Annotated in this window: 18 protein-coding genes; 6 read left to right on the top strand and 12 right to left on the bottom strand. The window is 72.6% G+C overall.

Annotated elements, in window-relative coordinates:
* Positions 1-122: 122 nt before the first annotated feature.
* The 4 genes from QYM41_RS00550 to QYM41_RS00535 all read right to left on the bottom strand — a co-directional run bounded on the left by QYM41_RS00550 (position 123) and on the right by QYM41_RS00535 (position 4,292).
* Complete coding sequence (locus QYM41_RS00550) at positions 123-1,136, bottom strand: DUF8320 family protein (RefSeq protein ID WP_368797787.1); 1,014 nt, start codon at positions 1,134-1,136, stop codon at positions 123-125.
* Positions 1,133-2,428: a sensor histidine kinase gene (locus QYM41_RS00545; protein ID WP_368797786.1), complete on the bottom strand. Its 1,296-nt coding sequence runs from the start codon at positions 2,426-2,428 to the stop codon at positions 1,133-1,135. Before QYM41_RS00545 ends, QYM41_RS00550 begins: the two co-directional genes overlap by 4 nt.
* 33 nt (positions 2,429-2,461) lie before the next feature.
* Positions 2,462-3,178 carry a LuxR C-terminal-related transcriptional regulator gene (locus QYM41_RS00540; protein WP_368797785.1) on the bottom strand — a complete coding sequence of 239 codons (717 nt, stop codon included), beginning with the start codon at positions 3,176-3,178 and terminating at the stop codon, positions 2,462-2,464.
* Between the two features lie 136 nt (positions 3,179-3,314).
* Complete coding sequence (locus tag QYM41_RS00535; RefSeq protein ID WP_368797784.1) at positions 3,315-4,292, bottom strand: hypothetical protein; 978 nt, start codon at positions 4,290-4,292, stop codon at positions 3,315-3,317.
* An 87-nt stretch (positions 4,293-4,379) separates the two neighbouring features.
* On the opposite strand from QYM41_RS00535, the gene QYM41_RS00530 reads away from it, so the two are divergent.
* Positions 4,380-6,077, top strand: coding sequence for a long-chain-fatty-acid--CoA ligase (locus QYM41_RS00530; protein ID WP_368797783.1), 1,698 nt, complete (start codon positions 4,380-4,382; stop codon positions 6,075-6,077).
* 10 nt (positions 6,078-6,087) lie between these two features.
* Here QYM41_RS00530 and QYM41_RS00525 read toward each other — a convergent pair whose 3' ends face one another.
* Entirely contained in the window at positions 6,088-6,702 is a 615-nt protein-coding gene (locus tag QYM41_RS00525) for a flavin reductase family protein (protein ID WP_368797782.1), read from the bottom strand.
* A 186-nt stretch (positions 6,703-6,888) separates the two neighbouring features.
* Here QYM41_RS00525 and QYM41_RS00520 point away from each other — a divergent pair, with 186 nt between their 5' ends.
* From QYM41_RS00520 to catC, 3 genes are all read left to right on the top strand, one after another.
* A complete protein-coding gene (locus QYM41_RS00520) occupies positions 6,889-7,833 on the top strand; it encodes a LysR substrate-binding domain-containing protein (RefSeq protein WP_368797781.1) in 945 nt (314 codons plus the stop codon).
* On the top strand, positions 7,830-8,933 hold the full coding sequence (locus QYM41_RS00515) for a mandelate racemase/muconate lactonizing enzyme family protein (protein ID WP_368797780.1): 1,104 nt from the start codon (positions 7,830-7,832) through the stop codon (positions 8,931-8,933). Before QYM41_RS00520 ends, QYM41_RS00515 begins: the two co-directional genes overlap by 4 nt.
* Positions 8,934-9,006: 73 nt before the next feature.
* Entirely contained in the window at positions 9,007-9,285 is a 279-nt protein-coding gene (gene catC, locus QYM41_RS00510; RefSeq protein WP_368797779.1) for a muconolactone Delta-isomerase, read from the top strand.
* An 88-nt stretch (positions 9,286-9,373) separates the two neighbouring features.
* Here the strand turns inward: catC and QYM41_RS00505 are convergent, their stop codons facing one another.
* From QYM41_RS00505 to benA, 5 genes are all read right to left on the bottom strand, one after another.
* Positions 9,374-12,205 carry a helix-turn-helix transcriptional regulator gene (locus QYM41_RS00505; protein ID WP_368797778.1) on the bottom strand — a complete coding sequence of 944 codons (2,832 nt, stop codon included), beginning with the start codon at positions 12,203-12,205 and terminating at the stop codon, positions 9,374-9,376.
* 62 nt (positions 12,206-12,267) lie between these two features.
* On the bottom strand, positions 12,268-13,095 hold the full coding sequence (locus QYM41_RS00500) for a 1,6-dihydroxycyclohexa-2,4-diene-1-carboxylate dehydrogenase (protein ID WP_368797777.1): 828 nt from the start codon (positions 13,093-13,095) through the stop codon (positions 12,268-12,270).
* Positions 13,095-14,669, bottom strand: coding sequence for a benzoate 1,2-dioxygenase electron transfer component BenC (gene benC / locus QYM41_RS00495; RefSeq protein WP_368797776.1), 1,575 nt, complete (start codon positions 14,667-14,669; stop codon positions 13,095-13,097). The genes QYM41_RS00500 and benC overlap by 1 nt, the downstream gene beginning before the upstream one ends.
* Positions 14,670-14,796: 127 nt before the next feature.
* Entirely contained in the window at positions 14,797-15,333 is a 537-nt protein-coding gene (gene benB / locus QYM41_RS00490; RefSeq protein WP_368797775.1) for a benzoate 1,2-dioxygenase small subunit, read from the bottom strand.
* A 39-nt stretch (positions 15,334-15,372) separates the two neighbouring features.
* Entirely contained in the window at positions 15,373-16,755 is a 1,383-nt protein-coding gene (gene benA / locus QYM41_RS00485) for a benzoate 1,2-dioxygenase large subunit (RefSeq protein WP_368797774.1), read from the bottom strand.
* Positions 16,756-17,139: 384 nt separating this feature from the next.
* Here benA and catA point away from each other — a divergent pair, with 384 nt between their 5' ends.
* Positions 17,140-18,024: a catechol 1,2-dioxygenase gene (catA, locus tag QYM41_RS00480; protein ID WP_368797773.1), complete on the top strand. Its 885-nt coding sequence runs from the start codon at positions 17,140-17,142 to the stop codon at positions 18,022-18,024.
* A gap of 540 nt (positions 18,025-18,564) precedes the next feature.
* Here catA and QYM41_RS00475 read toward each other — a convergent pair.
* Together QYM41_RS00475 and QYM41_RS00470 are read right to left on the bottom strand one after the other, a co-directional pair.
* Positions 18,565-19,047 carry a MarR family winged helix-turn-helix transcriptional regulator gene (locus QYM41_RS00475; RefSeq protein ID WP_368797772.1) on the bottom strand — a complete coding sequence of 161 codons (483 nt, stop codon included), beginning with the start codon at positions 19,045-19,047 and terminating at the stop codon, positions 18,565-18,567.
* Positions 19,048-19,106: 59 nt separating this feature from the next.
* Positions 19,107-19,796: a hypothetical protein gene (locus QYM41_RS00470; RefSeq protein ID WP_368797771.1), complete on the bottom strand. Its 690-nt coding sequence runs from the start codon at positions 19,794-19,796 to the stop codon at positions 19,107-19,109.
* A 220-nt stretch (positions 19,797-20,016) separates the two neighbouring features.
* Here QYM41_RS00470 and QYM41_RS00465 point away from each other — a divergent pair, with 220 nt between their 5' ends.
* The gene (locus tag QYM41_RS00465; RefSeq protein WP_368797770.1) at positions 20,017-21,093 is read left to right on the top strand and encodes a glutathione S-transferase family protein; all 1,077 of its coding nucleotides are present in this window, start codon (positions 20,017-20,019) and stop codon (positions 21,091-21,093) included.
* The last annotated feature ends 83 nt before the right edge of the window (positions 21,094-21,176 follow it).

Genomic DNA, 21,176 nt, shown 5'->3' with positions numbered 1-21,176 from the left:
GGCGCGGACGCACTGGCCCGTGTCCGCAGGCACCCGCGCGCCAGCCTGTGTACGCCGACACCCGGCACCACGGCACCGGACGGAGCCACCGTTCCGGCGGGCGGGCCGCCGGGACGGCGCGGTCAGAAGCGTGAGACCTCGCCGGTGCCGTCGGCGATCTCGATGGCCACGGGCTCCTCGTCCCCGGCGTTGCCGTCGTGGACGATGAACACCGCGGCCGGCTCCCCCTCCGGAAAGGCCCGGATCGTGACGGACCCCGAGGTCGCGCAGTTGAGCACCTCCATGGCCTGGCGGGTGGCCGAGCGCAGCACCGCCGTGGGCAGGGGCTTGCCGCGCTCGTCCAGGATGTCCACCCGCACGCCCCGGGCCCGGGCCGCCCGCGTGACCTCGAGCAGGTAGGGGGTGGCGATCGAGCGGCCGCGGATCGAGTCCCTCAGCTGGGCCTCGGTGAGCCGGAACTGCTCGATCTCGTACTCGGAGACCGGGGAGGGGTCGTTCGCGATCCGCTCGAGCAGCCCGCCCGCGAGCCGGCGCACCTCGTGCACGCGCTGCACCGAGGCGTTGACCGTGTCCTTCTCGGCCTCGTCGTGGGAGCGTGCCGAGATCACCATGTCCCGGGCCTCGGCGAACGCCGCGGAGGCCCGGTCGTACTCGCGGGCGATGAGCTGGCTGGCGAGCAGCAGGGCCGCGGCCGCGGCGTTCGTCAGGGCCGCGTCCCAGAGGCCGAGGGCGGAGCGGGCGCCCCAGGTCATCGACACGGCGATCGCGATGACGAGGGTGGCCCAGCCCCATCCGGCGCGGCGCCGGATGCCCAGGGCCACGAGGAAGCCGTCGAAGCCCAGGGTGAACCACTGCCCGCCGAACAGCTCGGCCTGCGGGTTCAGGGCGTCGTAGGAGCGTTGGATCGAGACCAGCATCAGCAGCACGCCCAGGGCCGCGGGCAGGTCGGGCAGCCGGCGCTGCCCGTAGGGGTACACGACCAGCGCCACCGCCACCACGTAGGTCACCAGCGCGGCCTGCATGAGGTCCGGCTTGTCCATGCTGGGCGTCTGCAGCACCCCGAGCACCACGGGGATCAGGAAGAACACCGCGGCGGCCACGAGGCTGAAGGGATGGAAGAGCGTGCGGGAGATCACGGCTGCGCGTCCCGGGGCCAGAGGACGGTGACGCGGGTGCCGCGTCCCGGGGCGCTGTCCACGTCCACGGCGCCGCCCACGTGGCGCACGTTGCCCAGGATGGACACGCGCACCCCGAGCCGCCGGGAGTCGATGCTGCGGACCTGGAAGCCCCGGCCGCGGTCCACCACCTGGAAGCGCAGGAAGAAGCCCTCGGGGTTGATCGGGGTGGGCGGGCAGACGCCGCCGTCCATGGTCACGAAGGTGATCTCCGTGCCGGCGTGGCGGGCGCTGTTGGACACCGCCTCGGTCACCGCCTGGACGAGCGCCTGGGCCGTCTCCACGGGGATGAGGGGACGCGGCTCGCCGGGCGGCCTGATGTAGGGGGTGATGCTGTTGAAGCGCACCCGGTTGCGCCACGGGGAGAGGGACTCGAGCAGGTCGTCCAGCAGGGTGTGCACCATGGTGGTGCCCTTGCCCTCGGCCCGGTGCTCCTCGAAGGCGAGCACCCCGAGGGCGCGCTGCGCCAGTTCCCGGGTGCGCCGCTGGACGGGGCCCGGGGTACGGCCGGCGTCCAGCAGAGCGGCCATGACGTTGTCGTGGATCAGCCGGTCCAGCCGCTCCTGCTCCTCGGCCTGGGAGCGCGAGCGGGTGAGCTGCAGCTCCTGCGCGATGGCGGCCGCGTAGACCTGGTCCGCGTTCTGCCCGCCCTTGTGGACCAGGCTGATGAGCACCACGAGGACCACGCCGAACGCGATCCGGCTCGTGGCGTCGAACAGCACGCCCATCACGTCCGCCGACTCCGTGGTGCGCACCATGACCAGGACGTAGAAGACCGTGACGGACGCCAGGTACGCCACCGCCAGTTCGACGCTCCAGGCGACCACGGTGGCCGCGGCCGCGAGCAGGATGAACGGCTCCACCCACGGGTCCTGCTCCGGGGCGGTGCCCGTCCAGGCGAGCGGGAGGGTCAGGACGGCGAGCGCCACGAGCACCGGGGCCGCGAGCACCGGCCACATCCGCACCTGCCGCCGGGCGCCCTGCAGGAGCATGGCGCAGCCGTTGAGCAGGAGCGCCACGAGGAACAGCTGGTGCCAGGGGGCGAAGGCGGGCGCCTGGTCCCCCAGGACGGTGAGAGCCTCCAGGAAGAGGGCGACGACGACCAGCCCGTGGCAGATGTTCGCGAGCAGGTGGATGCGGTAGGAGTTCATCCCCAGCTCCTGCGGCGAGGTCGGCACCAGGAGGCTGCTGCGGCGCCGCCGCGCGGGGACCTTGCGGTAGGCGAGCGGGGGCCGGGACGCGGCGTGGCTCACGGAGCGGGCGTCCTCACCGGGGCAGGGGGCGGCTCACAGGTGCTTCTCCGCCGTGGTGATGTCCGCCGTGGGCTCCACGAGGCCGTCCTCGATCGCCCGGATGCGCAGGTCGATCTTGGTGGGCGCCGGGCGTCCGACGCGGGCGTACTTCTCGCGGATGCGGTCGATGTTGGTCTTCACCGCGCTCTGCTTGATCCCCATCCGCCGGGCCACCTGGACCTGCGCGAAGCCGGAGGCGTAGAGCCGCAGGGTCTCCTGCTCCCGGGGGGAGAGGCTGGCCCGCGAGAACTCGACGTCCCCGTCGATCGCGGCGGCGAGCTCCTTGGTGATCACGGGCTTGCCCTCGGCGATGTTGCGGGCCTCCTCGATCGCGTGCTCGAGCGGGTCCGACTTGCGCACGAGGCCCAGCGCGCCGGCCCGCAGCGCCTCGCGGATCAGGGCGGCGTTCTCGCCGATGCTGAAGATCAGCACCTTCATCCCGGCGGCGCGCAGCAGCTCCACGTTGGTCGCGGGCCGGGAGCGGTCGTCGAGGGACAGGTCCAGGAGCACGACCTCGCACTCGATCCGCTTGGCGCCCTGGGCGGTGAGGGCGGGGTTCTCGGGGTCCCGGCCCAGCTGGTCGAGGAGGGCGGGCACGCTGGAGGCCGATCCGACGAGCTTCACGTCCGCCTGCGAGGTCATGGAGACGAGGCGGACGCCCTCCCGGACGACCTCGTGGTCATCGACGACGGCGACAAGGGTGGACGGCATGGGTGTTTCCTCCGGGTGCTGCTCGGTGGGCCGGTCCGCAGATTTCCGCGTGGGGGTGACGGATCTCACCGAGGTGCTCCGATTGTCCCCCTTCCGGTGGTGGGATGGGAAACCGACACGGTGCCGGGACACAAAGTTACCGAGCGGGATCCCCCCAGCCCTCGCCCCACCGGTCGACCCTGCGGTGGTAGCGCACGCCCCACAGTCCGCCGAGCACGGCCGCGAGGAGGTCGAGGACGAGCACCGACACGACCGCGAGCAGCCCGGGGAGGAGCAGGTCGCCGATCAGCGCCTGGGCCGAGACGCCCACGGGGGCCAGGCCCACGGTGTCGGCCCACACCAGGCCGGCGACGGTGGCCACGGAACGGCCGAAGAGGGACCACAGCCACACGGACACGCCCTGCCGGGCACCGGAGAAGCGCGCCATCCGGCCCGCGGCGTACCCGCCGCCCAGGAAGGCCAGGAACTCGACGAGGCCCAGGGCCGCCGCTCCCGTCCACGCCGTCACGGACCCGGCGGCGAGGTCGTCGACCACGCCGCCCACCCCGTCCACGAGCCGCAGCCCGAGCGCGGCGGCGGCGAGGCCGGCGAGCGCCAGCAGCAGCCAGGTCAGGGCCATCGCGCTCAGCCAGCCGAAGAAGCCGGGGACCAGCTGCAGGCCCCCGAACTCCTCGCGCTGCCGGGCGTGCCGGGTCGCGGCGTCGACGGGGAGCCCGGCCGCCGCTCCCGCGGGGCCGGCGGGCCCCGCGCCGTGGGCCCAGGCGGCCGGTCCGGCGCCGTCGCCGCGTCCGGGGGCGGCGGCGGGCGGCCCGGCCACCGGGGCCGGGCGCGGGCCGGGATCCTCCTGCACCGGGCGCTGGGCGGTCACCGCCGGCAGCGGCCGGGTGTGCTGGTCGTCCTCGTCGTCGTACCAGGACCAGTCCTCGGCCCCGCCACCGCCCGCCGTGTCGCGGCCGCCGTCCCCGTCGGGGGCGTCGTGCGGCGGGCCGGCCGCGGCGAACCGGCTGACGGGGGGCAGGGGACGGGTGGCCTCCGAGGCGTCCTGCGGGCCGGTGTCCGACCAGGGCATCGGGTCGTCGGGGGAGGGCGAGCCGGGTGTCGAGGAGGGGGTCATGGCATCGGAGTCTACGGACAGTCCCCGGGTCCTCGCCCGCCGGCCGGGCCCGGCCCGCGGGCGGCGCCACCGAGTAGGGTCGGAGCCATGCCTGTCGACACCGTGCGCGAGTTCCTGCGCGCCCGTCCCTGGACCGCCAGCTACGACCCGGGCGTGCCCGCCGACCTGGAGCTGCCGGAGACCTCCCTCGTGCACATGCTGGAGCGCTCCGTCGCCCGGCACGGTCCGCGCACCGCCCTGGAGTTCTTCGGGGCCAGGACCTCCTACGCCGCCCTGGGCGGGCAGGTCGAGCGCGCGGCCGAGGGCCTGCGCCGGCTGGGGGTGCGCCGCGGCGACCGCGTCGCGCTCGTCCTGCCCAACTGCCCGCAGCACGTCGTGGCGTTCTACGCGGTGCTGCGCCTGGGGGCCGTCGTCGTCGAGCACAACCCGCTCTACACCGCCCAGGAGCTGCGCCACCAGTTCGAGGACCACGGGGCGCGCGTGGCGGTGGTCTGGGACCGGGCCGCGGAGCGGGTGCCGGCCGACCTGGGGATCGACGCGGTCGTGTCCGTGGACGTCACGGCCGCGATGCGGCCCGCGCAGCGGCTGGGCCTGCGGCTGCCGCTGCCCGCCGCCCGGGCCTCCCGGACCCAGCTCACCGGTCCCGCCCCGGGGACGATCCCGTGGCGGCGGCTGCTGGCCGCCGGCCCGATCGCCGTGGAGCACCCCCGGCCCACCGCCCACGACCTCGCGCTGCTGCAGTACACCTCCGGCACCACCGGACGGCCGAAGGGCGCGATGCTCACGCACCGCAACCTGGAGTCCAACGCGCTCATGGGACGCCACTGGCTGGGCTCCGGCGAGCACGAGGTGGTGCACGGCGTGCTGCCCCTGTTCCACGCCTTCGGCCTGACCCTCGGCGTGACGTTCGCCCTGTCCCTCGGGGCGCGGCTCGTGCTCTTCCCGACCGTGCGCGCGGACCTGGTCCTCGGCGCGCTGGGGCGCTCCCGCCCCACGGTGCTGCCCGCCGTGCCCCCGGTGTACGAGAAGCTCCTCGACACCGCGCAGGAGCAGGGCGCCGACCTGGGCGGCATCCCCGTGGCGGTCTCCGGGGCCATGGGCCTGCCGGTCCCGCTCGTGGAGCGCTGGGAGCGGGCCACCGGGGGGATCCTGATCGAGGGCTACGGCCTCACGGAGTGCTCCCCGCTCGTCGCCTGCAACCCGCTCAACGACTCCCGGCGAGCGGGCTCGATCGGGATCCCCTTCCCCTCCACCGAGATCCGCCTCGTGGACCCGGAGACCCTCGAGGACGTCCTCCGGGACCGTCCGGGGGAGCTGTGGGTGCGGGGTCCGCAGGTCTTCCAGGGGTACTGGCGGCGCCCCGACGAGACCGCCCGCACGCTGACGGAGGACGGGTGGCTGCGCACCGGGGACGTCGTCACGGTCGACGACGCCGGGTTCCTGCACGTGGTCGACCGGCTCAAGGAGCTCGTGATCACGGGCGGGTTCAACGTGGCCCCGACCGAGGTCGAGGACGTGCTGCGGCGGCACGGCTCCGTCGAGGACGCCGCGGTCGTGGGCCTGCCGCACCCCCGCAGCGGCGAGGCGGTCGTCGCCGCCGTGACACTGGCGCCCGGCGCCGAGCTCGACGAGGCGGCGCTGCGCGAGCACTGCTCCGCGGGTCTCGCCCGCTACAAGGTGCCCCGGCGGATCGTGGCCGTCGAGGAGCTGCCGCGCACGGCGCTCGGCAAGATCCAGCGCCGGGAGGTCCGCGAGCAGCTGCGGAGCGTGGGCGTGCAGCCCTGAGACCGGCGCCTCAGGGCAGGTCCGCCTCCGGGGCGAGGTCCCGGTAGGGGGTCCTGCGGATCGAGCGGATCCGCCCCAGCTCGCCCCACTCGTCGCGCCCGAGCCGGGCGATCGGCCCCAGCGCCGAGACCACCGGACCCCGTTCGTCCAGGGCCCGCTCGTCCACCACCACGTGGGTCACCGCGCCGAGGACCAGGAAGCTGTCGCCCACGGGGACGGGCTCGGCGTGCAGCCGGCACTCGATGGCGGCGGGGGACTCGGCCACCCGGGGGACGTCCACGGTGCGGGAGGGCTCCCGGGTCAGACCCACGGCGTCGAACTCGCTGAGCTCGGGCGGGTAGTCGGTGCCGGTCGCGTTGATCTGTTCGAACAGCCCGGCGGGCGCGAAGTTGACCACGAACTGCCCGTTGTGCCGGATGTTGCGAAGGCTGTCCTTCTCCCCGACCGAGACGAACTGGACGATCGTGGGGTTCTCGGAGGCCACCGTGAAGAACGAGTGCGGGGCGAGGTTGTCGATCCCGGCGGCCGAGCGCGTGCTGACCCACGCGATGGGGCGGGGGACCACGAGGGACTTGACCGCCCGGGCGAAGGAGCCGTGCCGGTCGGCGGTGATGTCGGTGCGCATGGCCCCATTGCACCACCTCGGCGCGTCCCGGTCACGGACCGCGGTTGCCGGGCGCAGCGGCGCACCACGTCGGGATTGAAATGTCTGGGTGTCCTAATCCGCTTGTTTCGGTGTACTCTGGCAATCAATACAGGGGTGGCGGTCGAGTACGGTCCCCCGGACCGAGCGGAAGGACGGCAGCCCACGATGGAGATCCGGCAGCTCACCTACTTCATCGCCGTGGCCGAGGAGCGCCACTTCGGCCGCGCCGCCAAGCGCCTGCACATGGCCCAGCCGCCGCTGTCCCAGCAGATCCGCCAGTTCGAGGAGCAGCTGGGGGTGCGACTGCTGGACCGGACCACCCGCCGGGTGGACCTCACCGCCGCCGGCCAGGTGCTCCTGGACCGCGGACGGCGGATCATCAACGAGATCGAGGCCCTCAAGGCCGACGTCTACCAGGTGGGCCAGGGCGCCACGGGGGTGCTGCGCGTCGGCTTCTCCGGCTCCGCCACCTACGGCGTGATGCCGGGCGTGGTCCGGCGGGCGAAGGAGGCCATGCCGGGGCTGTCGCTGTCGCTGCACGGCGAGATGCTGACCCCGGCCATGGAGGAGGGGCTGCGGGACCACACCCTGGACGCCGCCCTGCTGCGCCCGCCCGTGGCCTCCCCGGACGTCGAGTACCGGGTGGTCGCCCGGGAGCCGCTCGTCGTGGCGCTGCCCTCCTTCAGCGCCCTCGCCGTGGACCTGCCCGTGGCCGTGCACGAGCTGCAGGACCAGGAGTTCATCACCTACCCGCCCGACTCCGTGCTCTACCGCACGGCCGCGGACCTCTGCCGCCAGGCCGGGTTCCAGCCCCGGATCGCCCAGGTGGCGGGGGAGACGTCCACGCTGCTGTCCTTCGTGGCCGCCGGCGGCGGGGTGGCCGTGGTGCCCGCCGGGGTGCGCGCCTTCCAGCTCGAGGGCGTGGTCTACCGCGACATCGAGCACTCGCCGCAGATCGAGCTCGCCGTCGCGTGGCGGCGCGAGGACCGCGCCGCCCTGCTGCACAACTTCATCGACCTCGTCGTCGACGTCCAGGGCGCCGCCGGCGTCCCCGGCGCCCCCGGCGGCGATCCCGACCCAGCCGCTCACGAAAGGCCCGCCCGCCCATGAAGATCGCGACCATCGAGGCGATCCCCTACTCGATCCCCTACGTCCACCCGCTGCACTTCGCCTCGGGCGCCGTCCACGAGGCGGACCACGTGCTGGTGCGGATCCGCACCGAGGACGGGATCGTGGGCACCGCCGACACCCCGCCGCGGCCCTACACCTACGGCGAGACCCAGAAGTCCATCGTGGCCGTGGTCGAGGACGTCTTCGCCCCGCAGCTGATCGGCCTCGACGTGCTGGACCGCGAGAAGGTCCAGGCCGTGCTGTCCCGCACCATCCACAACCAGACCGCCAAGGGCGCGGTGGACATCGCCCTGTGGGACGTCATCGGCCAGGCCCTCGGCCGGCCGGTGAGCAAGCTGCTGGGCGGGTTCACCGACTCCATGCGGGTCTCCCACATGCTCGGCTTCAAGCCGGCCCAGGAGCTGCTGGACCTGGCCCTGGAGTTCCGCGAGACCTACGGCATCACCACCTTCAAGCTCAAGACCGGCCGCCACCCGATCGGCCTCGACGTCGAGGCCGCGGCCGTGCTGCGCGAAGGCCTGGGCGACGACGCCGAGCTCTACATGGACGCCAACCGCGGCTGGTCCGCCAACGAGGCCATGGAGGTGCTGCGCCGCACCGCCGACCTGGGCCTGCAGTTCCTCGAGGAGCCCGACGACGCCCGCGAGGTGCTCGGCCGCCGCCGGCTGGTGGAGCGCTCGCCGATCCCGATCGCCGCGGACGAGTCCGCCCCGAACCTGGGGGAGGCCGCCAAGGAGATCCTCACCGGCGGGGCGAACCTGCTGGCGGTGAAGACGGCGCGCTCCGGGTTCACCGAGGCCGCCAAGATCGTGGGCATGGCCGAGGGCATGGGCGTGGACGTCTACGTGGGCAACCAGATCGACACCCAGGTCGGCACGATCGCCTCCGTGGTCTTCGGCGCGGCCTTCGCCCACACCTCGAAGCGGGCCGGGGAGCTGTCCAACTTCCTGGACATGTCCGACGACCTCCTCGCCGAGCCCGTGGTCATCGCCGACGGCCGGATCCGCGTCCCGGAGGTGCCCGGGACGGGCACCGCCGTGGACGAGGACAAGCTCACGCGGTACCGCACGGACCGGTAGCACCGGTCCCCGGCTCCGGGACCACCGGAGCCCCTGTTCCAGCACCCCAACCCCTCCGACGGAAGGACGCACCGTGAAGTACCTGGTCCACATGGACGTCAACCTCCCCACCGACATGCCCGCCGAGGAGGCCGCGGAGCTCAAGGCCACCGAGAAGGCCTACTCCCAGGAGCTCCAGCGCTCCGGGAAGTGGCCCGAGATCTGGCGCGTGGTCGGCGAGTACGCGAACTACTCGGTCTTAGACGTGGAGTCCCACGACGAGCTGCACGACGTCCTGCAGCACCTGCCGCTGTTCCCCTACATGGACATCACCGTGGTGCCGCTGGCCAAGCACCCCTCCGACGTGAAGTAGCGGCCTCCCGCAGCACGGCCCCGCCCCGCGAGGTGGCGGCCGACGGCGACCCGGGCACCGGGCGTGGCCGTCGGCTGCCACCTCGCGGTCATTCGGGAGAGCGGTAGCGGGCGGCGAGCTCGCTGCGGGAGCGGATCCCGAGCTTCCCGTAGATCCGGGTCAGGTGGTACTGCACGGTCTTCTCCGCGAGGAACAGGGCCCGGGCGGTCTCCTTGTTGGTCGCCCCGCCCGAGACGAGCTCGGCCACAGCCTGCTCCTGGGCGGTGAGCTGCACCGTGGTCCGCCCCACGGCGGCGAGCACCGGGTCGGAGGGGTCGGGCAGGTTCCCGACGTCGAGGCCGGTCGCCTTGAGCTCACGGTCGCAGCGGTCCACGTAGGTCGCCGCCCCGAGGGAGTCGTAGAGGTCCCGGGCGGTCCGCAGCACCGTGGAGGCCAGCCGCCGTTTGCCCGCCCGGCGCATGCTCTGCCCGAAGGCGAAGCTGATCCTGGCGCGCAGGTACGGGCGGTTCAGCCCGCGCAGCTGCCCGAGGGCCGCCTCGAAGTGCTCCCGGGCGGCGTCCGGGTCGCCCTGGGCGGCGAGGATCCGGCCCCGGGCCCACGCCGTGCGGGCCTCGTCGGAGGGGATCCGGCGCTCGCGGCGCACCCGCTCGAACGCGCCGAGGAAGGCGTCCGCGTCCTCGACCCGGTCGGTCATGACGAGGGCGTTGACGTAGGTGTCCTGCCACGGCCAGAAGGAGACCCGCTCGTCGGTCCACGGATCGAGCTCCGTGAGCGGCTCCAGCACCCCCAGGGCGCTCTCGTAGTCGGCGCGGGCCTCGTGGAAGCGCGCCCGCGCGAGGCTGGCCGGGACCTGCATGGCCGGGTAGGTGCCCGGCTGCACGGCCGCCTGGGAGACGTAGTGGCGGGCCCGGTCCCAGTCCCCGCGCATGGACCACAGCTCCGCGGCGGTCCAGTACAGCAGCGGGCGGATGAGCGGCATCTGGGAGGTCTCGAGGCGCACCGCGGCCCGGGAGACCGTGGCCGCCGCCGCGTCCCAGTCGCCCAGCACCAGCTGGGTGCGCGCCAGCCACGCCTCCGCCCAGAGGGAGATCCGCAGCGACCCGCCCCGGTACTCCGTGGGGGCGGCCGCCTGGAAGTTCACGAGCGCGATCTCGACGTCGTCGGCGCGCAGGGCGAGCCACCCGGCGCCCATCTGGACGCGCTGCTTCTGGGCGTTCTCCGCGGCGTGCTCGAACGCCCGCTCGTAGGAGGCCTCGGCGTCCTGCAGCCGTCCCTGGGCGAACAGGCCCAGGCCGTAGATGGCCTCGGACTCGATGTGGGCCGGGGCGCCGGGAGCGGTGAGGGACATCGCGGTCTCCGCCCACCGAGTGATGACGGGTCCGTCCCAGGAGGCCACGCCGTGCAGCACGAAGCGCTGGGCGATCTGCGCAGCGGCCGCGGGGTCCCGCTGCCGGTTGCTCGTGCGCCACGCCATCTCGAGCTGGGCCTGCGCGCTGCGGTTCTGCCCGGACACCGTGGAGAGGTAGCCGAGCACCGACGAGCGCAGGGGGGAGGACGGCATCGCGTCCACGGCGGCCGTCCAGATGTCGGCCTGGGCGATGTTGCCCGAGCCGACCAGGGCGTCCACGGCCCGGAGCAGGCGGTCGTTGCGGGCCCGCGGGTCCGCCGAGAGCCGGGACGCCGAGAACAGCGCCGTGGCGACGTCCTGCCAGGCGCCCACCATCGCCTGACGCGCCGCGAAGGCCTCGAGCTCGGCGGCCAGCTCCTCGTCCGGGCCCGGGGTGGCGGAGACGCGGTGACCGAGCCGGTCGCCCTCGTCCTGCACGACCGCCGAGGACCGCCGGTGCAGCTCGATCCGCCGGCTGGGCACGACCAGCCCGTAGACGGCCTCCGCCGCACCGGGTTCGAGGAACTGCACGACCGAGCGGGCCTGGTCCACGGCCAGGTCCAGCAGCCCGGCGCGGTGGCCCTCGTCGAGGGCCGCCATCAGGGCCTCCACCCCGCTCACGTGGCCCACCTCCGCCAGGCCCGCGCTGCGGCCCAGCACGGAGACCGCCTCGGCCGTGCTGACCAGGTCGGGGGAGGCCGCGGAGAGGACGCTGCGCACGCGGGCGCGCACCCGGGAGCTCGCCGGCAGGTCCGCGAACCAGGTGTGCCAGGTCTCCTCGGGCAGCTCCCGCAGCAGCTCGAGCACCTGCTGCGGGAGCCCTCCGGTGTGCCGCACGAGCCGGTGCGCGGCGGAGGCGCTGAGGTCGAGGTCGAAGTAGCGGCGGGCCGCGGTGCGCACCTCGTCCACCCCGAACGGCTCGAGGGGCAGGCGCTGCACCTGGTGGCCGGTGAGGAAGTCGAGCACCCCCGCCGGGACGCGCCGGGCCTGCGAGGAGTCCAGGGCCACGACGAACATGACCCGCTTGCCGTGCAGCCGGCGCATCACGAAGACCAGGATCCGCAGGCTCTGCTCGTCCAGCCGGTGGGCGTCGTCGACGGCGACCACCACGCTCCCGCGGGTCTGCAGGCTCTCCAGGTGGGTGCTCAGGGTCGCGGCGTGGTTCACCGCCTGCGCCGGGCTCAGCTCCGCGACCGGGGCCGAGGACGGGGCGGGGCGGCCGTCGAAGCCCCGGGACGAGCGCAGCGGCGTGGCGAGCATGAGCTGGCTGTAGCCGGCCAGGGCCAGCTGGGACTCCCACTCGTCGCCGGTGGCGCTCAGCACCCGGACGCCCCGGGCCGAGGAACGGCAGTGCTCCAGGAACAGCTCGAGCAGCGCGGTCTTGCCCGAGCCCGTGGGGCCGTCGAGCACCACCGTGCGGACGTGGCCCCTGCGCACGGTGCGCAGGACCTCGACGAGCTCCTCGAGCGCGCCGGCCCGCCCCACCAGGGGGAGCTCCTCCCCGGAGTCCCCGTGGCGCAGCCCCTCCGTCATGGCCGCGAGTCTACCCGCGGCCGGGCCGCGGCCACGCCGGCGGGCGTCGCGCCGGGGACCGCTCAGCCGAGGTCACCGCCGGCGACCGGGAGGACGCTGCCGGTGACGTAGGACGCCTCGTCGGAGGCGAGGAACACGATGGGCGCGGCCTGCTCGTCGAGGGTGCCGTAGCGCTTCAGGAACGAGGAGTCCACGGTCTGGTCCACGATCACCTGGTACCAGTCCTTCTCGGTGGCGCTCTCGGCCTCGGGTCCGCGCCTGACCTTCCGGGGCGGGGCCTCCGTGCCGCCGGGGGCGGTGGCGACCACGCGCACGCCCCGGCCGGCGACCTCCATGGCCAGGGACTGGGTCAGGGCGTTGACCCCGCCCTTGGCCGCGGCGTAGGGCACGCGGTGCAGCCCCCGGGTGGCCACCGAGGAGACGTTGACGATCGTGCCCGCGCCCTGCTCCAGCATGGCCGGGAGCACGGCGCGGCAGGTCCACAGGGTGGGGAAGAGCGAACGGCGGATCTCCTTCTCGATCTTCTCCTCGTCGTACTCCTCGTAGGGCCGGGCCCAGATGGTGCCGCCCACGTTGTTCACGAGCACGTCCACCCGGCCGTGGGCCGTGAGCGCGGCCTCGACGGCCTGCTGGGCCCCCGCGAAGGTCTCCAGGTCCGCGGTGACCGCGGTGGCGGCACCGCCCGAGCCGGACGCCTCCGCCGCCTCGGCGATGCCCTGCGCGACCTCGTGCACGAGCTCGGAGCGGTCCACGAGCACGACCGTGCCGCCCTCGGCGCCGATCCGTTCGGCGACCTTCTGCCCGATCCCCTGTGCGGCGCCGGTCACGACCGCGACCTTGCCGGCGAAGCGGCCCGGGGTGACGAACTGTCCCGCGTACGGCGCGCCCATCAGTTGCCGGCCTCCTTGACGTCGATCGCCGTGGACATGGTCTCCTTGGCGTCGCGGGCGTGGGCCATGATGACCTCGCGGGCCCGCTCCTTGTCGCCCGACTCGAAGGCCGCGACGACGTCGAGGTGGTCCTGGGCGACCCGGGCGAAGATCTCGGTGCCCTTCTGGAAGGTCGCGGCCATCTGCTCGCGCACGTCGAGCCGGCGGTAGGACTCCAGCAGCGCCGGGTTGTCGCTGACCACGAAGAGGTACTCGTGGAACTCCTCGTTGGTCCGCACGTACTCCTCGGGGTCCGAGACCGTGCCGGCGCCCACGGAGTGGGTGGTGGCCTCGGCGAGACGGCGGAACTGGTGCAGCTGCTCCTCGCTCAGCCGGCCCATCATGAGCTCGGTGACGGCGAGCTCGAGACCCATCCGGGCGTCGAGGTGGGCGAAGCTGTCCTCCTTGCGGAACTCCAGGCGGCCGGTCTCCATCGAGGAGACCGCCTCGGTGCGGGTCATGGTGTCGCCCTCGGCGGCCACCTTCTCCGGGGACGGAGGGGCGCCGGTCTCGGCGTCGCCTCCGGTGGTCTCCTTCGGCGCGAACCGCTCGAAGTAGAAGTTCGCGGGCTCGATCCCCTCGCGGTCCAGCCACGAGGAGACGGCGTTGACCATGGGCGGCGGCCCGCAGAGGTAGACGTCGACGTCCCCGTCGTTGAGGTGGGACGGCTCGATGATCTGGGTGACGTAGCCGGTGTGGGGGGCGGAGGTGCCCTCCTCGGAGGCGATGTAGTCCCAGGTGAACGCCGGCAGCCTGGACTCGTACGCACGGATCCGGTCGAGGCCCACGATGTCGGCCTCCCGGGTCACGCCGTAGATCAGGTGCACCGGGGTGGCGGGCGGGTTCTCGGCGAGCTTCTCCAGGATCGACAGCAGCGGCGCCAGGCCGGTGCCCCCGGCCAGCAGCAGCAGCGGGCGCTTCGGCTCGCGCAGGAAGAACGAACCGTAGGGGCCGGTGAACTCGATGCTGTCGCCGACCTGGGCGCGGTCGCGCAGGTACTCGGACATCGCCCCCTGCGGGGTGATGCGCACCATGAAGCCCGCGCCCTCGACGTCGGGGCCGCTGCTGAAGGAGTAGGAGCGCTCGGCGTCGGTGCCGGGGACCTTGATGTTGACGTACTGCCCCGGCAGGAACGCGAGCTCCTCCCGCTGCTCGACGTCGAGGGTGAAGGAGATCGTCGACTCGGAGTGCTTCTCGAGCTCCTGGAGCGTGGAGCTGAACGTGGCCGCGGAGGTCTTCGCGGACTCGGCGGTCGCCGGGATCTGGATGGCCATGTCGGACTCGGGGACCGCCTGGCAGGTGAGCAGGTAGCCCTTCTCGAGCTCGTCCTCGGTCATGGCGTCGTCGATGAAGTCCCCGGGGTCGAAGGTGCCGGAGTCGCAGAAGGCCTTGCAGGTGCCGCAGGCGCCGTCCCGGCAGTCCGCGGGGATGTTGATGCGCGCCTTGTAGGCGGCGTCCAGGACGGTCTCGTAGTCGCCGACCTTGACGACCTTCGTGACGCCGTCCTCGAAGCTGAGGGCTACCTGGTGGCCCATGATTTCCTCCTGGGTGGGGGGCCGCGTCCGCGCGGCCCGGAAAAGTCTGTGGGGGTGCTCGCCGAGCACGGGGGTGCTGACGGTCCGTGCGCGGCCGGCCCCGGGGCAGGGCCGGCCGCGGCCGGCGTCAGATCATGTAGACGTCCACGACGTGGTGGATGTAGTCGTTCTTCAGGACGACCTTCTTCTTCAGGATGACGGGCTTCTCGCCCGAGAGGTCGATCGTGTAGAAGCTGGTGCCGAAGTACGTGTCCGTCGTGTTGTAGCGGAAGTACAGCGTGAACCAGTTGAAGCGGACCTGCACTTGGTCGCCGTCCTGGGCGAGGACCTCCACATCGGTGATGTTGTGCCCGGTGCGGGGGTCCGGCAGGGACGTGGCGGAGGAGCGGTCCGTCTTGATGCGGAACACGCGGTCCTCGATGCCGCCGCGGTTGTCGTAGTAGATCAGGGAGATCTCGTTCTGGGGGTCCTCGGTCAGCTGGTCGTCGTCGCCCCAGGAGGGCATCCAGAACTCGGAGTCCGGGTGGTAGCACTCGAGCCACTCGTCGAACTGGCGGTCGTCCAGCAGGCGCGCCTCCTTGTAGAGGAAGGCGCGCACGGTCTCGAGGGTCGCGATCTCCTCGGCGGTCTTCAGCGCCGTCACGGGGTTCAGCAGGTTGGCCATGGTGTTCTGCACTCTTTCTGTGGTTCGGAGGAGTCGGGCTCAGGCGGTCACGGGGGCGGACTGCTCGGCGGCGCGCTCCTCCGCGGCCAGACCCTTGTCCATGACGTCCTTCCAGAAGCTGTGCTGGATCGGGTACAGGCCCTCGTCCTCGGTGCGCACCCCGGAGGCGATGACGCGGGTCATGCCGAGGGCCTGGGCCTGCTCGTCCGGGCCCTGGATCTCGTGCGCGGCCCCGCGGGACATGTCGTTCCACGGCGCGGAGGTGGCCCAGTAGGTCTTGTTGCAGGAGCGGAACTCCTCGAGGTCGTCCGGGGTCGCCATGCCGGTCGCGTTGAAGAAGTCCTCGTACTGGCGGATCCGCTTGGAGCGGTTCTCCTGCGACTCGCCCTTGGGGGCGATGCAGTAGATGGTGACCTCCGTCTGGTCCGCGGAGATCGGGCGGAAGTGCCGGATCTGCGAGGAGAACTGGTCCATGATGTACACGTTCGGGTACAGGCAGAGGTTGCGCGAGATGTTGATCATGAAGTTCGCCATCTCCTCGCCGTACTTGTCGACGAGCTCCTCGCGGCGGTCCCACAGCGGGCGGTCCTGCGGGTTGGTCCACTCCTGCCACAGCAGCAGGTGGCCGTGCTCGTAGGAGTAGAACCCGCCCTTGACCTTGCCCCACTTGCCGGCGTCCATGGCCTTGGTCTTGTTGGCGGAGTCCCCGGCGGTGCGGCGGGCGGTGGTGGCGGCGTAGTTCCAGTGCACGGAGGTCACGTGGTAGCCGTCGGCGCCGTTCTCCGCCTGGACCTTCCAGTTGCCGTCGTAGGTGTAGGTCGAGGCGCCGCGGAGGACCTCGAGGCCCTCGGGGGACTGGTCCACGATCGAGTCGATCACCGTGGTGGCGTCGCCCAGGTGCTCCTCGAGGGGCAGCACGTCGGGGTTCAGGGAGCCGAACAGGAAGCCGCGGTAGGACTCGAAGCGGGCCACCTTGGTGAGGTCGTGCGAGCCCTCCTTGTTGAAGTTCTCCGGGTAGCCGCCGTTGCGGCCGTCCTTGACCTTGAGCAGCTCGCCGGAGTTCTTGAACGTCCAGCCGTGGAAGGGGCAGGTGAAGGTGGTGCGGTTGTCCGTCTTGCGCCGGCACAGCATCGCGCCGCGGTGGGAGCACGCGTTGACGATGCAGTTGAGCTTCTCCTCCTTGTCGCGGGTGATCACGACCGGGGTGCGACCGATGTAGGTGGTGAAGTAGTCGCCCACGTTCGGGATCTGCGACTCGTGAGCGAGGTACACCCAGTTGCCCTCGAAGATGTACTTCATCTCCAGCTCGAAGATCTCCTCGTCGGTGAAGATCTCCCGCTTGGCACGGATGACGCCGTTCTCGCGGTCGTCCACCACGGCGTCGGAGAGGACCTCGCGGACGTGGGTCAGGTTCTCGGTCATGACGTGCTCCTTCTGATCGGGATGTCCGGGTGGGACGCCGGCGCGGGACGGCCGGGCAGGACGTCCGACCGGGACGCGGGGACCCGGGGCCCCGCCGCGACCGGCTCGTGCCGGAGGGTATGCAGACCAGTCTGGTGGTCCGTGACTCCGATCACATCAGGCAAAACCCTAGGAGTAACCCAGGGTGTCTTTATGCCACATTGGGTGCAAAGAAGTGGCCTAATCGATATTTGTAGCGTCCTGATCGTCCGCCTAGGCTGAGGGGGACGTCGACGTGTCCGGAGTCACAGCAGAACGCCCCGGGCCGGGGCGCCGGTCCCGGGCCGAAAGCCCTGGACGCGGCGTGTCCCCGACGACCCTTCAACGAGGAATGTGGAGAACACCATGACGGAGACCGGCGCGGCGACGCGCAAGGAGAACGAGGGCACCGCGGTCGAGGCCGGGTCCAAGGCGACCGAGCGGTTCGCCGCCTCGGGCAAGCTGGCGAAGCTGGACGTGCCGAAGGAGCGGGTGTCCCTGCTGGCCGGTGCGGCGATCAAGGCGATCAACGACATCGCGGTCGAGCACCAGGTCACCTACGAGGAGTACAACGCGCTGAAGGCGTGGCTGATCAAGGTCGGCACCGACGGGGAGTGGCCGCTGTTCCTGGACGTGTGGCTGGAGCACACCATCGAGGACGTCAACTCCCAGGAGCGCCCCGGTGCCGTCGGCACCATCGAGGGCCCCTACTACGTGCCCGACTCCCCGGTGCTGCCCACCCCGGCCACGCTGGAGATGCGCGAGGACGAGCCCGGCACTCCGCTGCTGTTCAAAGGCCGGTTCACCGACACCGACGGCAACCCGCTGCAGGGCGCCCAGGTGGAGATCTGGCACGCCGACGCCAACGGCTTCTACTCCCAGTACGCCCCTGAGCTGCCCGAGTGGCTGTTCCGCGGCACGGTGAAGGCCGACGAGAACGGGTACTTCGAGATCAACACCAAGCGCCCGGCCCCGTACCAGATCCCCACCGACGGGGCCTGCGGGCAGCTCATCAGTGCGGCCGGCTGGCACGCCTGGCGCCCGGCGCACATCCACATCAAGGTCTCCGCGCCGGGCTACCAGCTGGTCACCCAGCAGCTGTACTTCCCGGGGGACCCGCACAACGAGGACGACATCGCCTCGGCCGTCAAGCCCGAGCTGATGCTCGACCCCAAGCCGCGCACCGACGGCGGCGAGGGCGAGGAGGTCGTCTACGACTACGTCCTCGCCAAGGAGGGCCAGACCAAGTAGGTCCGGCCCCGCGCGCCACGCCCGTGGTGCGCGGGGAGCGCCCCCGCCGGCTCAGGCCGGCGGGGGCGCTCCCATGTCCGGGCGCTCCCATGTCCGGGCGCTCCCATGTCCGGGCGCTCCCATGTCCGGGCGCTCGCGTGTCCGGGTTCCCTCGTGTCAGGGGGTTCTCTCGTGCCCGGCGGGCCCGGTGACGGGTGTCCGCCCGTCGGCGCCTGTCCGCCCGTGCCCGTCCGTCGGTGCCCGTCCGTCGGTGCACGTCCGGCGGGAATCGCCGCGCGCGGCGGCGGCACGGCCACAAAACGCACAGTCGGCTTGCTCATGCAGATCACTGGGTCTAAGGTAAATCTGTCGTCGGCGATGGCCCGGAGGTGATCCCCCCATCTGCCTCCGGACGGTTCCTGCCGGCGACCGGCGTCCCATTCCCCCGATCGGGATGCCTGACAGGCCCTGCCGATCCCCCCATGCGGCAGGGCCTGTCCCCTGTCCGGGGGCAGGCCGGGAGTCCGTCGCGTCAGGAGAGGCCGGCGAGCAGGCCCCGGGTCAGCACAGTCCGAGCTCCTCGAGCCGGGGGAGCACCTTGTTCGAGACGGAGAGCAGCGCGTCCATCTCCTCCTGCGTCAGGTGGTCGATGAGCGCGGCCCGCACCAGTTCGAGATGACCGGGAGCCGAGGCCTGGATCGCCTGCAGCCCCTCCGGGGTGATCCGCACGTCGAGGCCGCGCGCGTCGCTGTCGCACGGCAGCCGCTCGAGCAGCCCGCGCCGGGCCATGCGGGAGAGCAGGTGGGACAGGCGGCTGCGCTCCCAGCCGAGCTCGTGCAGGAGGTCGCGGGAGCGGATCACGCCGGTGCTGCTCTCCGAGAGCAGGACGAGGACCTCGTACTCGGAGCCGGACAGGGCGCTGTCCCGCGACAGCTGGCGGTCCACCGCGGTCTGCATGCCGCGGCTCAGGGCCAGGAAGCCGCGCCAGACCCGCTGCTCCTCCTCCGTCAGCCAGTTGACCTCGTCGGGCTCCGGGTGGCTCATGCGGCGGTCCTCTCGTGGATCGGGAAAGAGCCCAGTTTAGATTGACATATCAACAAATGTCAATCGGCCGGCGGTTCGTTCCCCGGGTCGTCCCCGGCGCCGCGGCCGTACCGCGTCCGGCGGCCGCGGATCCACTCCGAGTCGTAGTGGTCCACGGGGCCGCGTGCCGGCCGCCGGAGGCGCTCGGCGTACCCCGTGGGGCGCAGCGGGGAGTCGTCGTCGTCGACCGGGGTGAACGAGGCCATGGCCACGAGGCCGAACCCCAGGCCGGCGGCGACCACCAGGGTCATCCCCGAGACGACCAGGACGCTGACGTACTCCTCCACCTGGTGGGCGCGGTCGGTGCCCGCCAGCAGCGGCTGGGCCCCGAGCGCCCCGGCCAGCAGCAGGGCGCCCAGCACCAGCAGGCCGGCGGGGACGAGCCACAGCCTCGAGCGGCTCCGCAGCGGTGGGACCGAGGCGTCCCGGAGGGCCGGGTGCAGCTGCGCCTGGACGACGGTGAAGCCCACGAGGCCGGGCAGGACGAGGAGTGCTCCGATGGCCCATCCCCAGGCGCTGCCCAGGGCGGCGAGCCCGCCGCCGATCAGCAGGCCCAGCATCACGAGGGTGAAGGAGAGTCCGCGCGCCATCCGCCGGGCCGCCCGCGGGGAGGTCGCCGGCCGGTGTGCCGCGCGGGGTGCCGTCCGGGGCGGGACGTGCTCCGGGGGGAGGCGCTGCCCGAACTCGGGCTCGTTGCCGTGGGTGCTCATGGGCGGACTGTTTCCGTGCTGGAAGGGTGCTGGACGCCTCCACTGTAGACCTCGCCCCCCGACGTCGTGCCGCGCCTGGCGCCGCCGCTGTGATGGACATATCATCAAAAAGCAGGGCGGGCGGTGCGGACGTCGCGCCGGACGCCCTCCCGGGCGGCGGCGCCCCGAGCGCCTGCCCCCGGAGCACCGCACCCCGACCTCCGCCCAGCGAGGAGCCACCATGTCACAGCGCAGCGCCCAGCGGTCCGAGCACAGCACCGCCGGTGCCTACGTGCACCCCGGCGAGGAGTTCACCCGGGACACCACCTACATCGAGGACCGGATCGTCCGCGACCCGGCCACCGCCGCCGTCCCGGAGGGGGCGCAGGCCTGGCCCGTCGAACCCGGGCGCTACCGCCTCGTGGCGGCGCGCGCGTGCCCGTGGGCCAACCGCACCCTGATCGTGCGGCGGCTCCTGGGGCTCGAGGACGTCCTGTCCGTGGGGCTGCCCGGCCCCGTCCACGACGTGCGCTCGTGGACCTTCGACCTCGACCCGGACGGGCGGGACCCGGTGCTGGGCATCGAGCGCCTCCAGGAGGCGTACTTCGCCCGCTACCCCGACTACCCGCGGGGGATCACCGTGCCCGCCGTCGTGGAGATCGCGAGCGGAAGGGTCGTGACCAACGACTTCCCCCGGATCACGGAGGACCTCGCCAAGGAGTGGGTCGACCACCACCGCGAGGGCGCCCCCGACCTGTGGCCGGCCGAGCTGGAGGACGAGATGCGCGAGGTCATGCAGCGGGTCTACACCGAGGTCAACAACGGGGTCTACCGGTGCGGCTTCGCCGGTTCCCAGCAGGCCCATGAGAAGGCTTACGAGCGGCTGTGGGCCGCCATGGACTGGCTCGAGGACCGTCTCGCCACCCGCCGCTACCTCATGGGCGAGCACATCACCGAGGCGGACGTGCGGCTGTTCACCACCCTGGTGCGCTTCGACCCCGTCTACCACTCGCACTTCAAGTGCTCGCGCAACAAGCTCACCGAGATGCCCCACCTCTGGGGCTACGCGCGGGACCTCTTCCAGACCCCCGGCTTCGGCGACACCGTGGACTTCGAGCAGATCAAGCAGCACTACTTCGTGGTCCACGAGGACATCAACCCGTCCCGGATCGTGCCGGTGGGGCCCGACCTGGGCAACTGGACGTCCGCGCACGGCCGGGAGGCCCTCGGCGGGTCTCCCTTCGGGGCCGGCACGGCCCCGGGCCCCGTCGTGGCCGGGGAACGGGTAGACCGACGTCACACGCCCCTGGACGTCTGAGCGTCCCGCCGGCCCGGCGGGACGCCTAGACTGGACAGCTCCTACGGCCCGGGCCGGACCGCGGGGGCGGGTGTCCCCGGGGC

It is taken from the genome of Kocuria oxytropis (assembly GCF_040981195.1).
In the GTDB taxonomy this organism is placed as follows: Bacteria; Actinomycetota; Actinomycetes; order Actinomycetales; family Micrococcaceae; genus Kocuria; species Kocuria oxytropis.
This window is presented reverse-complemented; position numbering and strand designations above follow the sequence as displayed.